This is a genomic window from Flavobacterium sp. (assembly GCF_039930565.1).
Taxonomy (GTDB): Bacteria; Bacteroidota; Bacteroidia; order Flavobacteriales; family Flavobacteriaceae; genus Flavobacterium.
Genome location: NZ_JBDTTP010000008.1, coordinates 68,245 through 88,837, shown reverse-complemented (window position 1 = coordinate 88,837; position 20,593 = coordinate 68,245). Strand labels below are relative to the sequence as shown.

At 33.1% G+C, this 20,593-nt stretch carries 16 protein-coding genes; 8 read left to right on the top strand and 8 right to left on the bottom strand.

Annotation, left to right across the window (positions count from 1 at the left end; genetic code table 11):
• Nucleotides 1-302, bottom strand: a 302-nt coding sequence (rpsL, locus tag ABI657_RS04095) for a 30S ribosomal protein S12 (protein ID WP_348095969.1), incomplete at its 3' end; no start/stop codon positions are given.
• 183 nt (nt 303-485) lie between these two features.
• Between rpsL and ABI657_RS04090 the strand changes: the two genes are divergently transcribed.
• The 6 genes from ABI657_RS04090 to rlmB all read left to right on the top strand — a co-directional run bounded on the left by ABI657_RS04090 (nt 486) and on the right by rlmB (nt 12,717).
• Complete coding sequence (locus tag ABI657_RS04090) at nt 486-2,183, top strand: hypothetical protein (protein ID WP_348095968.1); 1,698 nt, start codon at nt 486-488, stop codon at nt 2,181-2,183.
• Nucleotides 2,184-2,269: 86 nt separating this feature from the next.
• Nucleotides 2,270-5,485 carry a SusC/RagA family TonB-linked outer membrane protein gene (locus ABI657_RS04085; protein WP_348095967.1) on the top strand — a complete coding sequence of 1,072 codons (3,216 nt, stop codon included), beginning with the start codon at nt 2,270-2,272 and terminating at the stop codon, nt 5,483-5,485.
• Nucleotides 5,486-5,495: 10 nt separating this feature from the next.
• Nucleotides 5,496-6,998: a SusD/RagB family nutrient-binding outer membrane lipoprotein gene (locus tag ABI657_RS04080; RefSeq protein ID WP_348095966.1), complete on the top strand. Its 1,503-nt coding sequence runs from the start codon at nt 5,496-5,498 to the stop codon at nt 6,996-6,998.
• Between the two features lie 300 nt (nt 6,999-7,298).
• Nucleotides 7,299-10,379 (top strand): SusC/RagA family TonB-linked outer membrane protein, encoded by a 3,081-nt coding sequence (locus tag ABI657_RS04075; RefSeq protein ID WP_348095965.1) that lies wholly within the window; start codon nt 7,299-7,301, stop codon nt 10,377-10,379.
• A 16-nt stretch (nt 10,380-10,395) separates the two neighbouring features.
• Nucleotides 10,396-11,835 carry a SusD/RagB family nutrient-binding outer membrane lipoprotein gene (locus ABI657_RS04070; RefSeq protein ID WP_348095964.1) on the top strand — a complete coding sequence of 480 codons (1,440 nt, stop codon included), beginning with the start codon at nt 10,396-10,398 and terminating at the stop codon, nt 11,833-11,835.
• Between the two features lie 147 nt (nt 11,836-11,982).
• A complete protein-coding gene (gene rlmB, locus ABI657_RS04065) occupies nt 11,983-12,717 on the top strand; it encodes a 23S rRNA (guanosine(2251)-2'-O)-methyltransferase RlmB (protein ID WP_348095963.1) in 735 nt (244 codons plus the stop codon).
• 5 nt (nt 12,718-12,722) lie between these two features.
• Here rlmB and ABI657_RS04060 read toward each other — a convergent pair whose 3' ends face one another.
• Complete coding sequence (locus ABI657_RS04060; RefSeq protein ID WP_348095962.1) at nt 12,723-13,505, bottom strand: rhomboid family intramembrane serine protease; 783 nt, start codon at nt 13,503-13,505, stop codon at nt 12,723-12,725.
• Between the two features lie 218 nt (nt 13,506-13,723).
• On the opposite strand from ABI657_RS04060, the gene ABI657_RS04055 reads away from it, so the two are divergent.
• Complete coding sequence (locus ABI657_RS04055) at nt 13,724-15,001, top strand: replication-associated recombination protein A (RefSeq protein ID WP_348095961.1); 1,278 nt, start codon at nt 13,724-13,726, stop codon at nt 14,999-15,001.
• A gap of 14 nt (nt 15,002-15,015) precedes the next feature.
• Here the strand turns inward: ABI657_RS04055 and ABI657_RS04050 are convergent, their stop codons facing one another.
• Genes ABI657_RS04050 through ABI657_RS04035 form a run of 4 tightly spaced genes read right to left on the bottom strand, consistent with a single transcriptional unit; the run spans nt 15,016 to nt 17,626 of the window.
• Nucleotides 15,016-15,771 carry a hypothetical protein gene (locus ABI657_RS04050; RefSeq protein WP_348095960.1) on the bottom strand — a complete coding sequence of 252 codons (756 nt, stop codon included), beginning with the start codon at nt 15,769-15,771 and terminating at the stop codon, nt 15,016-15,018.
• Nucleotides 15,772-15,773: 2 nt separating this feature from the next.
• A complete protein-coding gene (locus ABI657_RS04045; protein ID WP_348095959.1) occupies nt 15,774-16,460 on the bottom strand; it encodes a YjjG family noncanonical pyrimidine nucleotidase in 687 nt (228 codons plus the stop codon).
• 3 nt (nt 16,461-16,463) lie between these two features.
• Nucleotides 16,464-17,153, bottom strand: coding sequence for a DNA repair protein RadC (radC, locus tag ABI657_RS04040; protein WP_348095958.1), 690 nt, complete (start codon nt 17,151-17,153; stop codon nt 16,464-16,466).
• Nucleotides 17,154-17,158: 5 nt separating this feature from the next.
• A complete protein-coding gene (locus tag ABI657_RS04035) occupies nt 17,159-17,626 on the bottom strand; it encodes a GNAT family N-acetyltransferase (protein WP_348095957.1) in 468 nt (155 codons plus the stop codon).
• A 96-nt stretch (nt 17,627-17,722) separates the two neighbouring features.
• On the opposite strand from ABI657_RS04035, the gene ABI657_RS04030 reads away from it, so the two are divergent.
• Nucleotides 17,723-18,358, top strand: coding sequence for a DUF1287 domain-containing protein (locus ABI657_RS04030; protein ID WP_348095956.1), 636 nt, complete (start codon nt 17,723-17,725; stop codon nt 18,356-18,358).
• A 96-nt stretch (nt 18,359-18,454) separates the two neighbouring features.
• Here the strand turns inward: ABI657_RS04030 and ABI657_RS04025 are convergent, their stop codons facing one another.
• Both ABI657_RS04025 and ABI657_RS04020 read right to left on the bottom strand, forming a co-directional pair.
• The gene (locus ABI657_RS04025; protein WP_348095955.1) at nt 18,455-19,810 is read right to left on the bottom strand and encodes a Mur ligase family protein; all 1,356 of its coding nucleotides are present in this window, start codon (nt 19,808-19,810) and stop codon (nt 18,455-18,457) included.
• 66 nt (nt 19,811-19,876) lie between these two features.
• Entirely contained in the window at nt 19,877-20,563 is a 687-nt protein-coding gene (locus ABI657_RS04020) for a hypothetical protein (protein WP_348095954.1), read from the bottom strand.
• Between the last annotated feature and the right edge of the window lie 30 nt (nt 20,564-20,593).

The following is a 20,593-nucleotide window of genomic DNA, read 5'->3' as shown; positions in this document are numbered from 1 at the left end:
GCTCCACGAACGATATGATATCTAACACCTGGTAAATCTTTTACCCTTCCACCTCGCACTAATACTATCGAGTGCTCTTGCAGATTATGTCCTTCTCCAGGGATGTAAGCATTCACCTCATTACCATTTGTCAAACGTACACGCGCAACTTTACGCATTGCAGAGTTTGGTTTTTTTGGTGTAGTAGTGTAAACACGCGTACAAACCCCTCTTCTTTGAGGACAAGAATCTAAAGCAACCGATTTACTCTTCTTAGTGATCTGAGTTCTTCCTGTTCTTACTAATTGTTGAATTGTTGGCATAATTAATACTAAAAATTTATTATGTATATTAAATTCCCGCTTTTTACGGGGTTGCAAATGTATAAAATATTTTTCACTATACAAACGTTAAACTATTAATTTTCAATAACATTATTTAAGCTTAAAGTTTTACAAACAAATAATAGATATTTGCAATATATTTAATAAATCAACTATTTACATTTGAAACCAACCCTATACATATTATTTCTTAGTGTTGCCCTAAACACGTATGCCCAAAATTTTTATTTAAAAATAGGAGGAACTAATATAACGGAAACTAAAATAATTGATTCATTAAACTACTTAACAAAACATCCAAACTTAAAATCCTTATTTGAAGAGATATATAATTCATCAGTAAAACTTTCCAAAAAGGGATATTTAGACAATAACTTATTAGAAAACAAAAGAATAAACGATAGCACTTATCTAGCCATAATCAACCTAAAAGAAAGAACAAAATATATGCATATATATATAGGTATAAATAATGCTTTTTTGGATCCGTCAGAAATAAAAAACGACACCTTAAAAATTCCGTATGAACAAACGGAAAGCTATTTAAACCGAATAATAATTAAAGCTGAAAAATCAGGATTTGCACTTACTAAGATAAAACTTGAAAACATTCAGAGAAAGAATTCAATAATTTATGCCAGTTTAAATTTTAATACCGAAAAAAAACGCAATATAAATTCCGTTATTATAAATTATACAAATGCCAATCGTAAGGATAATTTTCCCAAAGGACATTTAAAACAACTGAATAAAAAATACACAAACAGAGTTTTTAATCAGGAGACGGTTAAAGAACTATATACTGATCTGAACAATTATGAATTTATCACACAGACAAAATATCCAGAAATATTGTTTACCAAAGATTCAACAAAAATATACACCTATCTGGATAAAAAAAAAGCAAACACGTTCGATGGCTACATTGGATTTACAAATGATCAAAACAAAAAAATAAATCTTAATGGATATTTAGACATAACACTAATTAACACTCTTAAAGCTGGAGAACAATTTTCATTGTATTGGAAAAGTGACGGCAACAAACAAACAACTTTTAATGCAAAAATAGAAATTCCATACATATTCAAATCTTCATTGGGAATAAAAGCTCAATTAAATATTTTTAAACAAGACAGTACATTTCAAAACTCTAAAACAGCAATTGACTTAGGCTACTATATTAATTATAATTCGAAAATATATTTAGGATATCAATCTACAGAATCAAGTGACATCCAAAACACCAACAACTTAACAATTAGTGATTTTAAGAACTCCTACATGACCTCAACTTATGAATACAAAAAGCCAGAAAACAGCAATTTATTTCCTAAAAAAATACTACTAAATTGCACATTGGGCTACGGAAAAAGGAATACCAACAAAAGTCTCGAAACAGTGGATTCAAGCCAGCAATTTTTTACAATTTTAAATTTATCTTATAATTTTGAATTAAACAACAAGAATTTTATTTTATTTAATTCGCAAAATTATTTTTTGAAAAGCAACAATTACATATCAAACGAATTGTCTCGGTTTGGCGGCCTTAATTCCATAAGAGGTTTTCAAGAAAACAGTTTACAAGCAAACCACTACAATTTACTTATTACCGAGTACAGATACCTGACCACTTCAAATTTATACCTACACACTATTCTTGATTACGGAATATACCAAGATAAATCAACTGCTCTTAATTCTATAAAAATAAGAAATTTACTATCTTTTGGTATCGGATTAGGACTACTAACAAATAATGGTCTTTTAAAAATACAAATCGCTAATGGAGACACTCAAAATGAGGAAATAAAATTTCATAACAGTATATTAACAATTTGTTACAATGTTAAATTTTGATTTTTTATAAAAAATTGCTAAAAAAAAGTTGCATCATTAACAAATTATTATGAGATTAGCAATACTAATTCAAAATAATTGTTAATATGAAACTAAAGTTTAATGGATTTTTAGTACTACTATTAGTACTAATCGCGCAACTTACATTTGCGCAAGAACGAATGGTCTCGGGAATTGTTACCGATGACGAAGGCATGCCCCTACCTGGTGTGAGTATATTAGTTAAAGGCACAAAAAATGGCTCACAAACTGATTTTGATGGTAAATATTCCATCAAAGCAACACCTAGTCAAGTTTTAGTATTTAGCTACATTGGAATGAAATCGCAAGAAATCCCAGCTAGCTCATCACAAGTTAACACAAAATTATCAGGAGACGCACAACAACTTGAAGGAGTTGTAGTAACAACTGCCATGGGTATTAAAAGAGAAAAAAAATCTTTAGGATATGCTTCTCAACAAATTGCCGGAAAAGACATCAATGGAGGAGCAGGAAATGCTAACGTTGCTAATCTTTTATCTGGTAAAGCTGCAGGTGTGGAAGTTCAAAGAAATAACAACTTTGGTGGATCTACAAATGTAGTAATAAGAGGAAACAAGTCTCTTACAGGAAATAATCAAGCTCTTTGGGTAATTGATGGGGTACCAATTGATAACTCGAATTCAAATGCATCTTCTCAACAAGTTGGTGGCGGAGGTTACGATTACGGAAATAACGCATCCGACATCAACCAGGAAGACATCGAAAGCATTAACATTCTTAAAGGCGCTGCTGCAACAGCACTTTACGGTTCAAGAGCTGCCAATGGTGTTGTAATGGTAACAACTAAAAAAGGAAAATCAAACGATAACAAAATAGGATTCTCTTTTTCAAGCGGATTCACCAATGGAAGTATTGACAAAAAAACTTTTCCTGAATACCAAAACAAATACGGATCTGGTTATGGTTTTGGATCATCTTTTTTAGGAACAGGAACACCTGACACAGTAGACACATCAAATGACGCATCAGATGGAGATGCATTTGACAACCAACCAGTTTACCAATGGGACGCTTTTACACCATTTTCGCCAAATTACGGCAAAGCTACTCCGTGGGCAGCTGCAAAAAATGGTCCTTCAGAATTCTTCAATGATGCTCACACATTTGTTAACAGCATATCTTTAGAAAAGTCTACAGAAAGATCAAGCTTATCGTTAACGTATGTGAACACAAACCAAACTGGTATTTTACCAAATAGTGAACTGAAGAAAAACCAAATAAGCGCAAGATTCAGTCAAAAAGTAACTGACAAACTTACTGCTAACGCATACGCTTCTGTTACACTACAAAGCACAGTGGGTAGAAACTCAACTGGATACAATGACAACATCATGAGTAATTTTAGACAATGGTGGCAAACAAATACAGATGTTAAAGCCCTAAAAGATGTTTATTTTGCATCAGGTGGTCAAAACGTTACATGGAACTGGACTGATCCTACTGATCCATCAGGTTTAGTACCTGCTTATTGGGATAATCCTTATTTTACTCGTTATCAAAATTACTCATCCGATGACAGAACACGCTTGTTTAGCTATGCATCTCTGAACTATGAAATCACTCCATGGTTAAGTGCCTTAGGAAGAGTTTCATTAGATACTTACAAACAACTTCAAGAAGAAAGAAGAGCAATTGGATCTATCGCTTCAGGATTTGGTCTTTCGCCAGTTGACGAATCATCGGGCTACCAAAGAAATGACATAAATTTTCAAGAGATTAATTATGATTTTATGTTAAATTTTAATAAAAAATTTGGCGAAGATATAAGCGTTAATGGAGTTATAGGAACAAACGTAAGAAGAAATGACAGAGAAAATGTACTAGCATCAACAGTTGGTGGTTTAGTTGTTCCCGGAATATACGCATTATCAAATTCTCGTTTAGACTTACCGTTCCCAAAAGAAGCAAAAATTTCTTCGGGTGTTAATGGTATTTATGCGCAAGGATCAATAGGATTTTTAGACACCTATTTCTTAGATGCTTCTATAAGAAGAGATATTTCATCTACATTACCAGACGATAATAATTCATATGTTTATCCAGCGGTTTCAGGATCATTTTTATTCTCAAATCTAGTAAAAGCAAACTGGTTGAACCTTGGAAAATTCAGAGTGAATTATGCTGAAGTTGGAAATGATGCAGATGCATTACAACTAAACAATACTTACACAAGAGTTTCAAACTTTCAGGGACAACCTCTTTACACAAACTCATTACTACTCCCATTCCGTAGTATCAACAAAGATCCCAATCTTAAACCTGAAAGAACAAAATCTTTCGAAGTTGGATTAGAAACAAGTTTATTAGACAGAAGATTAGGATTTGACATTACTTACTACAAAACAAATTCAGTAGATCAAATCGTTTCAGCAGCAGTTTCTTCTGCTTCTGGCTACACTGCCGGATTAGTTAACGGTGGAAATATAGAAAACACAGGTTTAGAGATACAATTAAGCGGAACTCCAATTAAAACAAAAGATTTTAGCTGGGAAATTATTGTAAACTGGTCTAATAACAAAAGTAAGGTTATCTCTTTACCAAACGGCTTAGACAACCTTCAATTAGGATCTTTCCAAGGAGGAGTTACAGTTAACGCAGCCCCTGGAGAAGCTTATGGAGCATTAAAAGGAACTGATTACATATACACAAATGGACAGCCAACAATAGATCAAGCTACAGGAAAGTATTTAATATCAACAAACTCAAGCAATACAATTGGGAACATAACTCCAGATTGGATTGGTGGTGTTAGAAATAAATTTAGTTATAAAAATTTAACTTTTGGTTTTTTAATTGACACTCAAAAAGGTGGAGACATTTATTCTTTAGATATGTATTATGGTCTTGCATCAGGACTATATAAAGAAACTGCTGTAGGCGACATTAGAGAAAATGGAACATTAAACATTGGAGTAGCGCCAAACGGAACTCCTAACACCGTAAAAACAAAAGGAGGATCAATCGCAAATAGCTTAGGTTATCAAGCTGCCCCAAACAAAACATTTATTTATGATGCCTCTTTCGTAAAATTAAGAGAAGTATCTATTACTTACAACTTCCCTAAAAACATGTTCGACAATACATTTTTAAGCTCTGCTTCAGCAAGTCTTGTAGGATCGAATCTATGGATAATCAGTAAAAATCTACCTTATGCAGATCCAGAAAGCGGATTATCTTCAGGAAATAGCTCTAGAGGTTATTCAGTTGGATCATTACCAACAACCAGAGATATTGGATTTAACTTAACATTCAAATTTTAATACAGTAAAAATGAAAAAAATAATATATGCTTTAGGAATTATGATTCTCACAGTTTCATGTGATGATAATAGCCTAACAGACTTAAATATAGATGTAAAAAACCCTTCTGTAGTACCCGCAAGCACATTATTCACTAATGCGGAAAAAAGCTTAACAGAACAACTTGTTAATACCAATGTAAACAAGAACATATTTAGATTAGTTAACCAACAATGGACAGAGACTACTTATCTGGATGAATCTACATATAACTGGGTAACTCGTAAAATTTCTGACAATCACTGGGACAGACTGTACGCTGGAAGTTTAGCCGAACTGGCTCAAGCAAAAGATTTCATAGACAAAGAGGTAATCATTTCTACAGATCCTGAATTTGCACAAAAAACCATTATCAAAAAAAACCAATTGATCCTTATTGATATTTTATCTGTATATACTTATCAAATATTAGTAGATACATATGGCGATATCCCTTATTCTGAAGCGTTGAAAGGATCAGGAAATTACCTTCCTAAATATGATAAAGCTGTAGATATTTATAAAGACCTGCTTGTTCGTTTAAATAATGACATCACTAACATAGATGTTTCAAAATCTGCATTTGGAGATGCTGATGTTATCTATAAAGATGATTTAGATGCATGGATTAAATTTGCAAATAGTATTAAATTAAAATTAGGAGTAAACCTCAAAGCTTCTGGTTTAGAATCTGCAATTGCTGATGCTGCAATCATATCTGGATCTACAGGTGCATTTACATCTAATGCTGACAATGCTAAATTACCATACATGGTAAATCTACCTAATACCAATCCGCTTTATGTAGACATGGTATTCTCAGGAAGAAATGATTTTGTTGTTGCTAAACCATTTGTTGATGCTTTAGTTACTCTAAATGATCCAAGAAAAACTGCCTATTTCAGACCAACTTATAAGGATACTAATGCAGATGGTGACTTAGTTACAATTACAGGCTACAAAGGAGGAATAGTTGGATCTAAAAATAGCCAATCTAGATTTACACATGCAAGCGACAAAATAAAAGCTCCAGACTTTAGCGGTACTTTATTAGACTATGCAGAAGTAGAATTTTTACGTGCCGAAGCTGCCGGAAGAGGAATTGCTGTAAGCGGTGATATAGCCACACATTACGAAGCTGCAATTAGAGCATCTATGGCGGATTGGGGTATTTCATCAGAAGAAGCAGACGCTTATTTACTTCAACCTACAGTAGCTTATGCAACTGCAACAGGAACATGGGAACAAAAAGTAGGAGAACAAGCATGGTATGCATTATTCAATAGAGGCTTTGAAGGATGGACATCTACAAGAAGATTAAACTTCCCTGTTCTTGCACCACCAGCAAATGCAGATGCTGCTGCTGCAGGTCAAGTCCCATCGAGAATGGCATATCCTATTAGAGAACAAACCTTGAATGCAACAAATTATAACGCCGCTTCAACATCAATTGGCGGTGATAAATTAACTACAAAGATATTTTGGGATAAATAATTAAAATATAGCAACATTAAAAACCACCTAAACAGGTGGTTTTTCTGTTTAAAAGTTATAAAAATGTAACCCGCCAAACAATAAGTAAGAAAATTTAACATTGAAACTAAATATAATATATTCCATTATTATCACATTTAAACAAATAAATTACGAATATGAAATTGGGATATGAAATTTAACATTAAAAAAACAATATCCTATTGTAAATTCATAATTTAACTAAAAAAAGTATAGCATATATTAGGATAGTTAACAAATTATTAAGAGTTTTGCGATACTAATTCAAAATATTTAAAAATGAAACTAAAGTTCAATGGATTCTTAGTGCTATTATTAGTACTAGTCGCGCAACTTACTTTTGCGCAAGAAAGAGTTGTTTCTGGGTCAGTTTCCGACAATTCAGGAATGCCATTACCAGGTGTGAGTGTATTAGTTAAAGGAACTAAAACAGGAACGCAAACAGATTTTGATGGAAAATTTTCTATCAAAGCAGCAACAAGCCAAGTATTGGTATTTAGCTACATTGGGATGAAAACCCAGGAAATTTCAGCTAGCTCATCTTCTTTAAATGTAAAATTAGGAGATGATTCAGTTGAACTTGAAAGTGTAGTAGTAACAGCTTTGGGAATTAAAAAATCTGAAAAAGCAGTAGGTTATGCCACAACAAAAGTATCCGGAGATGATGTTAATAGAGGAAACAATCAGAACCTTGTAAGTGCTCTTAGCGGAAAAGTATCAGGATTGCAGGTAACTGCATCAGGTGGAGCACCAGGACAAGCGAGCAGATTAGTAATCAGAGGAGGAAATAAATCATTAACTGGAAATAACGAACCTCTATATGTTATTGACGGAATACCAATAAGTAATTCTAATGATGGAAATGGAAACACTGTTACAGGTTTCAATAGCCCTAACAGAGCTTCTGACATCAACCCAAATGACATTGCAAGCATTTCAGTATTAAAAGGCGCTGCTGGAGCAGTTTTATATGGAAATCGCGGTTCTAATGGAGTTGTTTTAATTACGACAAAAACAGGATCTAACAAAGCAGGAAAACCTGTAATTGAATTTACAAGTTCAATAGGAGTGGATGATGCTTTAGTGTTACCAGACTATCAAACTGAATATGCGCAAGGAGCAAATGGCGTATATTCAGAAGGAGGATCAAGATCATATGGTCCAAAAATTACCGGGCAAACTGTAACAAGTGCTGCAGCTGGAGCTGCTAAAGGATTAGGTCCACAACAAATCCAATTAAAAGTATTTGACCCAAGAAAGGATTTCTTACAAACTGGTATCACATATAATAATAACGTATCACTTTCAAATTCTAAAGAGGATTATGATATGTTTGTATCAATTGGACAATCAAAACAAACGTCTATTGTACCAAACCAGGGTTATCAAAAATTTAATGGCCGTTTTAACACAAACTATAAATTTAGCAGTAAATTTTCAGCAGGTGTAAACTTAAGTTATAATGCATCAGAAGGTGATCTTTCATATGCAGGACAAGATGGAGGAAATCCAATCTTTGCATTATCTCACGTTCCTGTTTCATGGGACTTAAAAGGATACGGTTACCAAAGACCAAATGGAACTCAAATTAACTTTAGAGGTGGAGCATTTGATAACCCATACTGGAGTGCTTACAAAAACTCAGCACGTACTGATAGCCAAAGATATATTACCGGTTTAAACTTTGCCTTTGATGTTACTAAAGATTTGAAATTATCATACCGTCTTGGTAATGATTTTTTATCTGATGAAAGAACACTTTTTAAAGACATCAACACTGGCGGAAATCCTTTAGGAAACTTAACTTACGATAATATTGCGCGTAAAGAAACGACTTCTACATTGATTGCTACTTTCAATAAAGATATTACTGAAAAATTCAAGACAACATTAACTGCTGGTCAGGATTACAATAACAGAACATTTCAACAGTCTCAGGTAATTGGAACAGAATTAATTTTACCTGGAATTATTAACACTAATAACATCAAAACATTCAGTCCTGCATACCTTTATAACAGTAGAAGAACCTTATTTGGTGTATTTGGAGATTTATCCCTTAGTTATGATAACTACCTTTTCTTAAACATAGTTGGAAGAAATGAATGGAGCTCTACATTGCCAAAAGACAATAGAAGCTTCTTTTATCCTGGAGTAAGTGCATCTGTAATATTTACAGACGCTTTCAAAATACAGTCAGACGTTCTTACTTATGGAAAGTTAAGATTAGGTGCCTCTAAAACAGGTAGAGATGCAGATCCTTATCTAACACAACCTGCTTATAGAAAAGCAATATTTTCTGATGGTTTTACTGATGGAGTTGAATTTCCATTTAATAATTTAGCTGGTTATACTATCCAAAACACAATAAGCAACGGAAGTTTAAAACCAGAATTCACAACAGAATATGAAGTTGGTCTTGAATTAAAATTATTTAAAGACAGAATTGGTTTTGATGCTTCATACTACAGAAATATAAATACTGATGGTATTATTCCATTAGATATTTCTCCTGCTACCGGAGCAAATGCTACAATTATCAATAGTGGAAAAACAACTTCTAATGGTATTGAACTTATGTTGAGAACAACACCTATTCAAACAAAAGATTTTAAATGGGATGTAACTTTCAACTTCACAAGAATCAGATCGAATGTTGACGAAACTTACCCTGGCGTAGACAGAGTTTACTTGGGTGGTTTTGATGGAAATCCTGCAATATATGCAGTAAAAGGAGAGAGATTAGGAACAATAATTGGAACTGCTTACGACAGAGATGCAAACGGAAATGTTTTAGTTGATGACGATGGTTTCCCATTAGTTCTTGATGGAGAAGTACTTGGACACACTGAAGCAGACTGGACTGGTGGTGTAAGCACAGCAATTAATTTCAAAAATATTTATTTAACTGCACTTTTAGAAACAAGACAAGGGGGTTACATGTATAGTGGAACAGAAGAATTGTTGGATACATACGGTGTTAGTGAAAAAACTTTAACACGTAATGATGACTTTATTTACCCGGGTGTAAATGCTACAACTGGTACTCCTAATGACGTAATTGTAAAACGTGATGCCAATTGGTATGGTGCAGGTGCATATCCAAATGAAGAATATGTATACGAGAATAATTGGGTTAAACTAAGAGAAGTTACTATTGGATACAGCTTCAAATTAAAAGATGCATACATTCGTAGTTTAGATTTAGGATTATATGGCCGTAATTTATTCATTTGGTCAGACATTCCTCATATTGACCCTGAATCAAGTTCATTTGGAACTGGTAATGCGCAGGGTGTTTCAAGATTTGCGTTTCCTACAACAAGAACATTTGGTTTCAATCTAAAAGTTCAATTCTAAACTAAAATTAATAACAATGAAAAATATTAATAATAATTTTAAGCGAATATTTTATTTCGGCTTAATTACATTAGCTGCAGTATTTGTATCTTGTGAAAACGAACTTGATATAAATAATGATCCAAATAATCCAACAGTAGTTCCTGTAGCTTCATTATTATCAGCAGCAGAAGTAAACTTGGCGTATACTATTGGAGGAGACGGAACAAGAATGCCTGCTACAATAGTACAGTATTATTCAGGACACAGAGGGCAACCTATGAATTATGGACAATACAACATAACATCAGCAGATACAGATGGATTATGGGGTAGCATTTATGACATCTTAATTGACTTAAGAGCTGTTGAAGACCAAACAAGAATTAGCAAGGATAATGTATATTTAGGTATATCTCAAGTTCTTCAGGCTTATACCTTTAGCATAACTACAGATCTTTTTGGAGACATTCCATACAGCGAAAGCTTAAAAGGGGCAGGTAATATCACACCTGCGTATGACAAACAAGAGACAATTTACCCTGCTTTAATTACTTTATTAGATGAAGCAATTGTAAATCTAAAATCAAATATCGGTATTAAACCTGGAGCTGCTGATTTAGTATACGGTGGCAATATTGTTAAATGGGAAGCTTTCGCCAATTCTTTAAAATTAAGATTATACAATCATATTAGTAAAAAGAATCCTACTCAAGCACTAACATTTTTACAAACTAATCCAATATTAATTAGTACAACTGCAGACAATGCAAAAGTAACATTTGGAAACACAGCAACAAATGCTAACCCTATATATCAATTTGATGTTTTATCAGGAAGAAAAGATCAGGCAGTAGGAAATACTATAGTTGATAAAATGAAATCATTAAATGACCCAAGAATTGATAAATTCTTTTTGCCTGTTAAAAATAATGGAAATGGTTTAGCTGGTCAATTTTTAGGAAATCTTCCTGGTCAGGATTTGGATGATTCAGGTGAAAATTTATTTTCCCGTGTTGGACCAGCGTATGCATCAATAGATTCTCCAGTGATTTTTGTAAGTGCTGCAGAGGTAGAATTTATCAAAGCAGAAGTTTATCATAGAGCTAATGATTTAGTAAATTCAAAAATAGCTTATGACAAAGCAATCACAAATGATTTTACTGCATTAGGTGTAACTGGCTCAGCAACTTATATAGCTACACCAGCAGTAATATATGATGGTACTTTGGCAAGAATAATGGAACAAAAATGGATTACAATGTTTCAAGCTCCGGCTGAATCTTTTGTTGACTGGAGAAGAACAGGATTTCCAGCATTAACTATACCAGTGACTAATCGTACAAGCGGAGTAACTCCAAGAAGATTGCCATATCCTCAAAAGGAAATTAATGTAAACCGCGCTTCTTTACAAGCAGGTCCTGGAATCCCGGTTCCTTATGTTACATTATTGACAAAAGTATGGTGGGATTTGTAAAAAACACTTTTACTTATTAAAATAATTAAAACCGTCTAAAAATTTAGACGGTTTTTTTATGTAGCAAAAATTAAAAACCCATAAATTTAAGATTCAGCATCGAATCTTCATTTTTTTTTATATAAACATTATACCTATATTTGCGCCATGGAAAAAGAACATCAAATATTTGGAATAAGAGCCATAATAGAAGCGATACAAGCAGGTAAAGAAGTAGACAAAGTATTTATACAAAAGGAAATTTCAGGTGAACTAATGAAAGATTTAATGAAGGTAATGAAACGTGCCAACATTAATTTCTCCTATGTTCCCGTAGAGAAGCTAAACCGCTTAACTCCAAATAATCATCAGGGAGCTGTAGCAACAATATCACCAATTGGCTTTATAGATTTGGAGCATTTAGTAGAATCTACTATAGAATCAGGTTCAAAACCTTTATTTTTGATTTTAGACCAGATCTCTGATGCAAGAAATTTTGGTGCCATTATCAGAACTGCAGAATGTACTGGGGTAAACGGGATTATTGTTCAAAAAGCCGGTTCTGCTCCTGTAAATGGTGATACTGTAAAAACTTCAGCCGGAGCCGTTTTTAATGTTCCTATTTGTAAAGTGGAACACATTAAAGATGCTATATTTTATTTGCAGGGATCAGGAATTAAAACTGTTGCCGCAACTGAAAAAACAGAACAAAATATTTACGATATAGCATTAAATGAACCTGTTGCCATAATTATGGGATCTGAAGACAGAGGTATCAATCCTTCTGTTCTTAAAATTGTTGATGAAAAAGCAAAATTACCAATGTTTGGAACAATCGGATCACTGAATGTATCTGTTGCCTGTGGTGCTTTTTTATATGAAGCGGTTCGTCAGAGAAGCTAAATACCTCAATTTTTATCAATTGAATTATCTTCAATTGGGGATTCACTTTTTGTGATAGTATAATTTACTAAAAAATTTGAATTAAAATAGGGATTAAAATCCTCTCCTTCATCTGTAAGAATTTCTGTATTGATAAAATTTCCGTTGTCGTCAAAGTGTTTCATAAAAGGATCATTTTCAGGATTAAAATCTGCTTTCTGCCAATCGTAAACTACAGGCTTCGTATATTCGGGAGTTTTATAAAATAAGGTCATAGCAAATCCGGTTATAAAACCGGCTAAATGACCTTCCCAGGAAATGGTATTATCAATTTCCGGAAAAACATACCAAATCATTCCGCCATAAAGCAATATAACAGATAAAGAAAGTGCTACTAACCTGTAATATCTGGTCTGAATACCTTTAAAGAAAATAAAACTTACCAAAACATAAATCAGACCGCTGGCTCCTATATGATAGTTTTGCCTGCCGATTATCCAGGTAATTAATCCGGAAAACAGAATTCCGAATATAATAACTTTAATGGATTGTTTTGGATAAAAATATTGCAAAGCTGCTAATAACACCAATAAAGGAATTGAATTATTGTAGAGGTGATTTAGATTTTCATGAATAAAAGGACTGAACAAAACACCTTGCAGCCCTGAAAAATCCCTTGGGTAGATTCCATTTTTGTAAAAATCAAAATCATAACGAATCTGAAACCAGTACAAAATCCACAAGAAAAGGACAAAAAATACTGGAAGTCCAATAACTGCGTTAGAAAATTTAAACTGATGGTCATTCATATCGTGTATATTTTGTAAATTGTATACTATCAAAAAACTATCCAAATACAATTTACTGATAATTTGTCAGCTAAACTGAAATATCATTTTTGCATCCAATTTAGCCCTGATGGGAACGGCATCCTTTTTTGGTTTTTTTTACCAAAAAAGATATAGTGGACAGCAGGAATTAGCTCCTTAAAAAATTAAATTTAAATTGAAACTCGTAATTTTGTAAAATGGAAGCACCTTTAGCAGAACGTATTCGCCCACAGAAATTAGAGGATTATATTAGTCAAAGTCATTTGGTTGGACCAAACGGATCGCTGACACAACAAATTTCTAAAGGAATCATTCCTTCATTAATATTTTGGGGACCTCCCGGAACAGGAAAAACAACTTTAGCACAAATTATTGCACAGGAATCTAAACGTCCGTTTTATATCTTGAGTGCAATAAATTCAGGCGTGAAAGACATTCGTGATGTAATTGAAAAAGCGAAACTAAGTGGTGGATTATTTACAACCAAAAACCCTATTCTTTTTATTGATGAGATTCATCGTTTTAGTAAATCTCAGCAAGACTCTCTTTTAGCTGCGGTCGAAAAAGGGTGGATAACCCTTATTGGTGCTACTACAGAAAACCCAAGTTTTGAAGTCATTCCGGCATTATTGTCCCGTTGTCAGGTTTATATATTGAATGCTTTTAGTAAAGATGACTTAGAGAGTTTACTACAGCGAGCTATGAAAACGGATACTGAGTTAATCTCTAAAAATATTGTTCTTAAAGAAACAGAAGCTTTATTACGTCTTTCTGGCGGAGATGGAAGAAAATTATTGAATATTTTTGAACTTGTCGTGAATGCATCGGCAGATGAAGAAATTATAATTACAAATGACCGCGTTTTTGAATTGGTACAGCAAAATACCGTTTTATATGATAAAACTGGTGAGCAGCATTATGACATCGTTTCTGCCTTTATAAAATCGATTAGAGGAAGTGATCCAAATGGAGCGGTGTATTGGCTGGCCAGAATGATTGAAGGTGGTGAAGATGTAAAGTTTATCGCAAGAAGAATGCTCATTTTATCGAGTGAGGACATCGGAAATGCAAATCCTACTGCTTTTATTATGGCGAACAATACTTTTCAGGCTGTTTCAACTATTGGATATCCGGAAAGCCGTATCATTTTAAGTCAATGTGCTATTTATTTGGCTACTTCTCCAAAAAGCAATGCTTCATACATGGCTATTGGATCTGCACAACAACTCGTAAAGCAAACAGGTGATTTGCCAGTGCCCATACATTTACGCAATGCCCCAACAAAATTGATGAAAGAACTGGGATATGGGGAAGATTATAAATACTCGCATGATTATGCAAATAATTTCGCGGATCAGGAATTCCTGCCCGATGCCATAAAAGAAACGGTTCTTTATAATCCGGGAAGCAATTCGAGAGAGAATAGCAATCGTGAATTTTTAAAGAACCGTTGGAAGGATAAATATGGTTATTAAACCAAATCTTATATTTAGAATTTGACCGAAATTTTTTCGGAAACTAATTTGTCATTTTGATAATATTCAAAAAACCATTGATTGTCTTTTGCATTTAAAGTTCCCTGAATTCCATCTTTGATTGCTATAAAAGAATCAGGTCGGGATGTTTTAAGAAGCTTCATTACTACTTTTGGCGTTTTATCAATAAGCTGAAAACCGTTTTCAGTTGGCTGAGCATACAATAAATTTGGATCGGTTATATCCGCAACAGGAGTTGTGTTTGCGGTAGTTACAACTGTAGATTGAGTTACTGAAGCATTTGTAGATACCACAGGAGCTGCTTTAGCTGCAGAAGCAACAGTTTTACCATTGTATTTATAATTGAGTTTGTATATAGACAAAAATGCCATATCAAGACATTCTCTGTAAGCAATATCATATTCTTTTTCTTTACTTTTACCAATTTCAGACGTGTAAATCACTTTCCCGAAGCAATCCTTAAATTCTACGTAAAGTTTGCTTACTAAAAAGCCACTGTCTTTTTTTACATCAACATATAAAAGTTCACAACGCTCACTAAATCCAGCAGGAAGCTGTTCATTTTCATAAAAAGCTTCGAAACCTGCTTTGGTTAGGTTTGATTTCGTCAACGTCGATAATCTGTATGGATTTGTTCCTTTGGAAAAGTCGAATTTAATAGGCACAATTACCGCTTTATAGTCGTTTATAGTCTGTGAAAAACCTATAAAAGAAGTGAATAGAATTAGTAATAAAAATTTAATTTTCATAATTATAAATATTTTTTAAGTTCTAATAAATTGTTTATCTGTTTAATATTTTTTGGAGCTTCCAATTCTTTGCAATTAAAAAAAATAGCGTCCAAACCCGCATTTAAAGCACCGTTAACATCGGCATCAAGGCAATCACCAATCATAATGCAATTTTCTTTTGAAGCCTTAGCCAAATTAACAGCATAATCAAAGATAATACTATTTGGCTTTTTTACACCAGCCGATTCAGAATTTGTAATCGTACTGAAATATCCTGAGAGTAATGCATTATTTAATTTCTTATCCTGAATATTTGCAAAACCGTTTGTGATGATATGCAATTTATATTTTGGTTTCAAATACTCCAAAACATCAATAGCTCCTTCAAAAAGATGATTGTTATCTGTTAAACACTCAATGTAGTCATTTGCAATTTGATTGATATCCTCATCCGAAATACTAATATTTAAAGCATCGAATGAAAACTTCAATCTGTTATAACGCAATTCAAGATGTGAAATTTTATCATTTTGATATAATTTCCAGCAAGCCTGATTTATTGGTATGTATTTCTCAATAAAATCATTACAACAGATTTCCGGAAATTTATCTTTAAAAATTTTGCTAAAAGCCATTTCGGAGTTTTTGTCAAAATCCCAAAGTGTATGGTCTAAATCAAAAAAAATATCGGTAATGTGGGTTTTCATATTTTAAAAAATTCCTTCATCTGCAAAACTATAATATTTTGTTTCAGTAATAATCAAGTGATCTAAAACTTTAACATCTAGACTTTCCCCTGCTAACTTCAATTTTTTTGTAATCTGTTTATCAGCTTCACTCGGCTGTAATGTTCCTGACGGATGATTATGACATAAAATCAAGGCAGTTGCACCATTTTCTAATGCCATTTTAAACACTAGACGAACATCTACAATGGTTCCGGAGATACCTCCTTTACTGAGTTGTGATTTAGAAATTACTTTATTGGAGTTATTCAGAAAAAGCACCCAAAATTCTTCATGTGGAAGCTCACCAATAATTGGCTGCATCATTTCGAACACTAACTTACTTGATGTTATTTTTACCAGCTCAACAGCATCTTCTGCCCTGCGCCTTCTTCCTAATTCTAAAGCTGCAATTATGGCAATAGCTTTTGCTTCTCCAATCCCTTTAAAATTAGTAAGCTGTGCCAGTGACATTTTACCTAATGAATTTAGGGTATCAACACTTGCCAGAATTCTTTTGCTCAAATCAACTGCCGATTCATTTCGGCTTCCTGAACCAATTAAAATTGCGATTAATTCAGCGTCACTTAAAACGTTTTTACCTTTCAGCATTAATTTTTCACGAGGCCTGTCGTCTTCTGACCAATTTGTAATAGGAAAATGTGTTGATTCCATTTTAATCATTTATTAAATAATGTTTTGCTCATACAAATACTATTTGTCAGGCCAGCATACGGTTCATAGTTTTCAATTACTTCAAATCCAAATTTTTGATACAAATTAATTGCTTCAATTTGTTTATAGAGCGTTTCTAAAATCAAAAAAGAAAAGCCTTTTTGTTTAGACTCTATTTCAAGTTCTCTTAAAATTAACTGAGCCAAGCCCAAGCCTCTTGCTTCAGGCATAACAAACATTCGTTTTAACTCAGCAGTATTTTTATTATACTTTTTTATACAACCACAAGCTACAGGCTTTTCATTCACATAAACTACAATAACATCTGGGTTAAATTCAATTAGGTTATTACCCCAATACTCAGTTTTTAATTCCGGGTAACGATCCCATAAAAAAGTATCGAAAGTCTTGTATAAAAATATAAAATCCGGATTTTCACTTGTTGTCTTTACAACTTCTACACTTTTATTCATCCGGTTTACAATTATAAATAAATTTGTTAAAAATAAGAAAAATCATTCACTAAAAACTACTTTGTTATTTGATAATGACTAATTTTAAAAGAAAAAATGAAACTAGCCTGCATCGCATTATTTATAGTATTATTTTTTTCATGCAATCATAAAGAAAACAACCAATTAACCTTTACGAGTGCCGATGAAAAGACTGTAAAAACTTTTGAAGATAAATTATCCGAAGCAGCAATATCGATTATTGATCCTTCAATAGATTATGACCCGGCCTATTTTTCTATAAAATATCCAAATGGAGATATTCCGCCAAATAAAGGTGTATGCACAGATGTTGTGATTCGTACCTATCGAAAATTAGATATTGATTTGCAAAAAGAAGTGCATGAAGATATGATAGTCAACTTCTCTAAGTATCCAAATTTAAAAAAATGGGGAATGACAAAAACAGATACAAATATCGACCACCGAAGAGTGCCTAATTTAGAAGTTTTCTTTGAAAGAAGAGGTACTAAATTACCCGTTTCTGAAGATCCAAAAGATTATAAAACTGGAGAAATTGTAACCTGGATGATTAACGGAAAGTTACCTCATATTGGAATTATAACAAACAAAAAATCAGAAGACGGCAAACGAAACCTTATTGTTCATAACGTTGGCGGTGGACAGGTTTTGGAAGATTGTTTGTTTGAATATAAAATTGTGGGACATTATAGCTACAAAAATTTAAATTAGAGAATTAGAGAATGTGTCAATTAGATAATTTTAAAAAAAATGCCAATTACTTAAAAGCAATTGGCACATTATCTAATTTTCTAATTGACTAATTATTTAATTAATCAAACCTTTAACCTCATCAAAATTCAAACCTCCATAATTACCTGAACTCATCAACAACAAAGCAGAATTATCCAAATTTAAATTGAATAAATATTCTTTGAATTCCACAGGATTGGTATAAATAATCAAATCTTTTCTATTGAAAGAACTAGCAATTTGCTGATAAGTCACTTCTTCCAGTTGTTTGATTTTTACAGCATCCGGAGAGTAGAAGACAACTGCAATATCAGCATATTCTAAAGCTCCTTCATACTCTTTAAGAAACTCTGCATTTAAACTGCTGTAAGTATGTAACTCTAAGCATGCAACCAAAGTTCTGTCTGGATACTGTTCTTTTACTGCTTTGGTTGTTGCAGCCACTTTACTTGGTGAATGTGCAAAGTCCTTGTAGGCTACTTTTCCTTTTGCTTCAGCAATTTTTTCTAATCGTTTTGAAGCTCCTTTAAAACTGGCAATAGCTTCGTAAAAATCAGCTTCGTCAACGCCCATATTCTGGCAAATCCATTTTGCTCCTGCTAAATTATTAAGGTTATGTGCTCCAAAAACTTCGATTGGCATATCGCCTTCCGGGGTTTTTAACAAAGTAATACCTTGGCTAACAGTATATTGCGGAGTAGAATAGGGTAATTTACGAATTGGATTTACAGCAGCTTCTGAAACACGTTTTACTTCAGGATCATTTTCGTTATACACTAAAATTCCTCCATTGGTGATTTTTCCAATGAAAATTTCAAACTGCTCTACGTAATTTTCATACGTTGGAAAAACATTGATATGATCCCAGGCAATTCCTGAAATCAAAGCAATATTGGGTTGGTACAAATGAAATTTTGGACGTCTGTCAATTGGAGATGACAAATACTCATCACCTTCCAAAACTATGAAATCATTTTCTTCGGTAAGATGCACCATCGTATCAAAACCTTCCAGCTGTGCTCCTACCATATAATCTACCTCAATATTATGATAATGCATTACATGCAAAATCATTGAAGTAATGGTTGTTTTTCCGTGGGAACCACCAATAACCACACGGGTTTTATTTTTTGACTGTTCGTATAAAAATTCCGGATACGAATAAATTTTCAAACCTAATTCCTGTGCTTTTAATAATTCCGGATTATCTGCTTTGGCGTGCATTCCTAAGATTACAGCTTCAATATCAGTTGTTATTTTCTCAGGAAACCAACCCATTTCAGCAGGAAGAATTCCTTTTTTTTCCAGTCTTGATTTTGAAGGTTCAAAAATAGCATCGTCGCTTCCGGTAATCTGATATCCTTTGTTATGTAATGCTAATGCTAAGTTGTGCATAGCGCTTCCGCCAATAGCGATGAAATGTGTTTTCATTTAAAATTTCAATTTTTATATTTCAAATTCCAATTAAAGGGAATTTAATTTTTCGAGATTTGATTATTATGATTCAAATTTCTGTTTTAATTCCTGGGCTTTTTTAGGCTCTTTTAATTTTTTCAAATATAAATTATATAATTTCTGAAATGTAATTTTTGAATTGCCAATTTCGTGTCCTTTTACATAATTTTTTTCAGCAGAATCATATCTTTCAAAATATTCATCTATTCTCCCTTTTGACAGATAACCATCGACAGGTGATAATTTTGCTAGTTCATTTGCATATTTCAAAGCTTTCGACTCGCTACCTCCTGCTATTCCGGGTAATTGCAAATACAGTTCTATCAAAGCCCATCTGGCAGGAAGATGTTTTGGATTTAGAGCAATAGCTTTCTCAAATGCGGACTTCATATCACCGACCAGCCCCATAGCCTTAAATTTATTGACTTCCATAGCTTTCATTCCCAAACAGCCTCCATATTTATAAAAATAATCGGCTTCATTAGGTTTTAACTGCGTTAATTTTTTATAATAGACCGATGCTTTTTCCCACTGTTTTTCTTCAGAAGTGATTTCGCCAAGCCGTTCAAGTGTTTTGATATCGTTAGGATAATATTTTAAATTGAGCTCAAAAACAACTTCAGCATCTTTATATTTTTTAGCATGAAACAATTTCTCCCCTTTTTCAAAATTGGATTGTGACCAAATACAAATTGGCACAAATAAAAAAAGGAATACAAGTTTTTTCATCTCTCAAAAATAAGCAAATAATAAAACGAA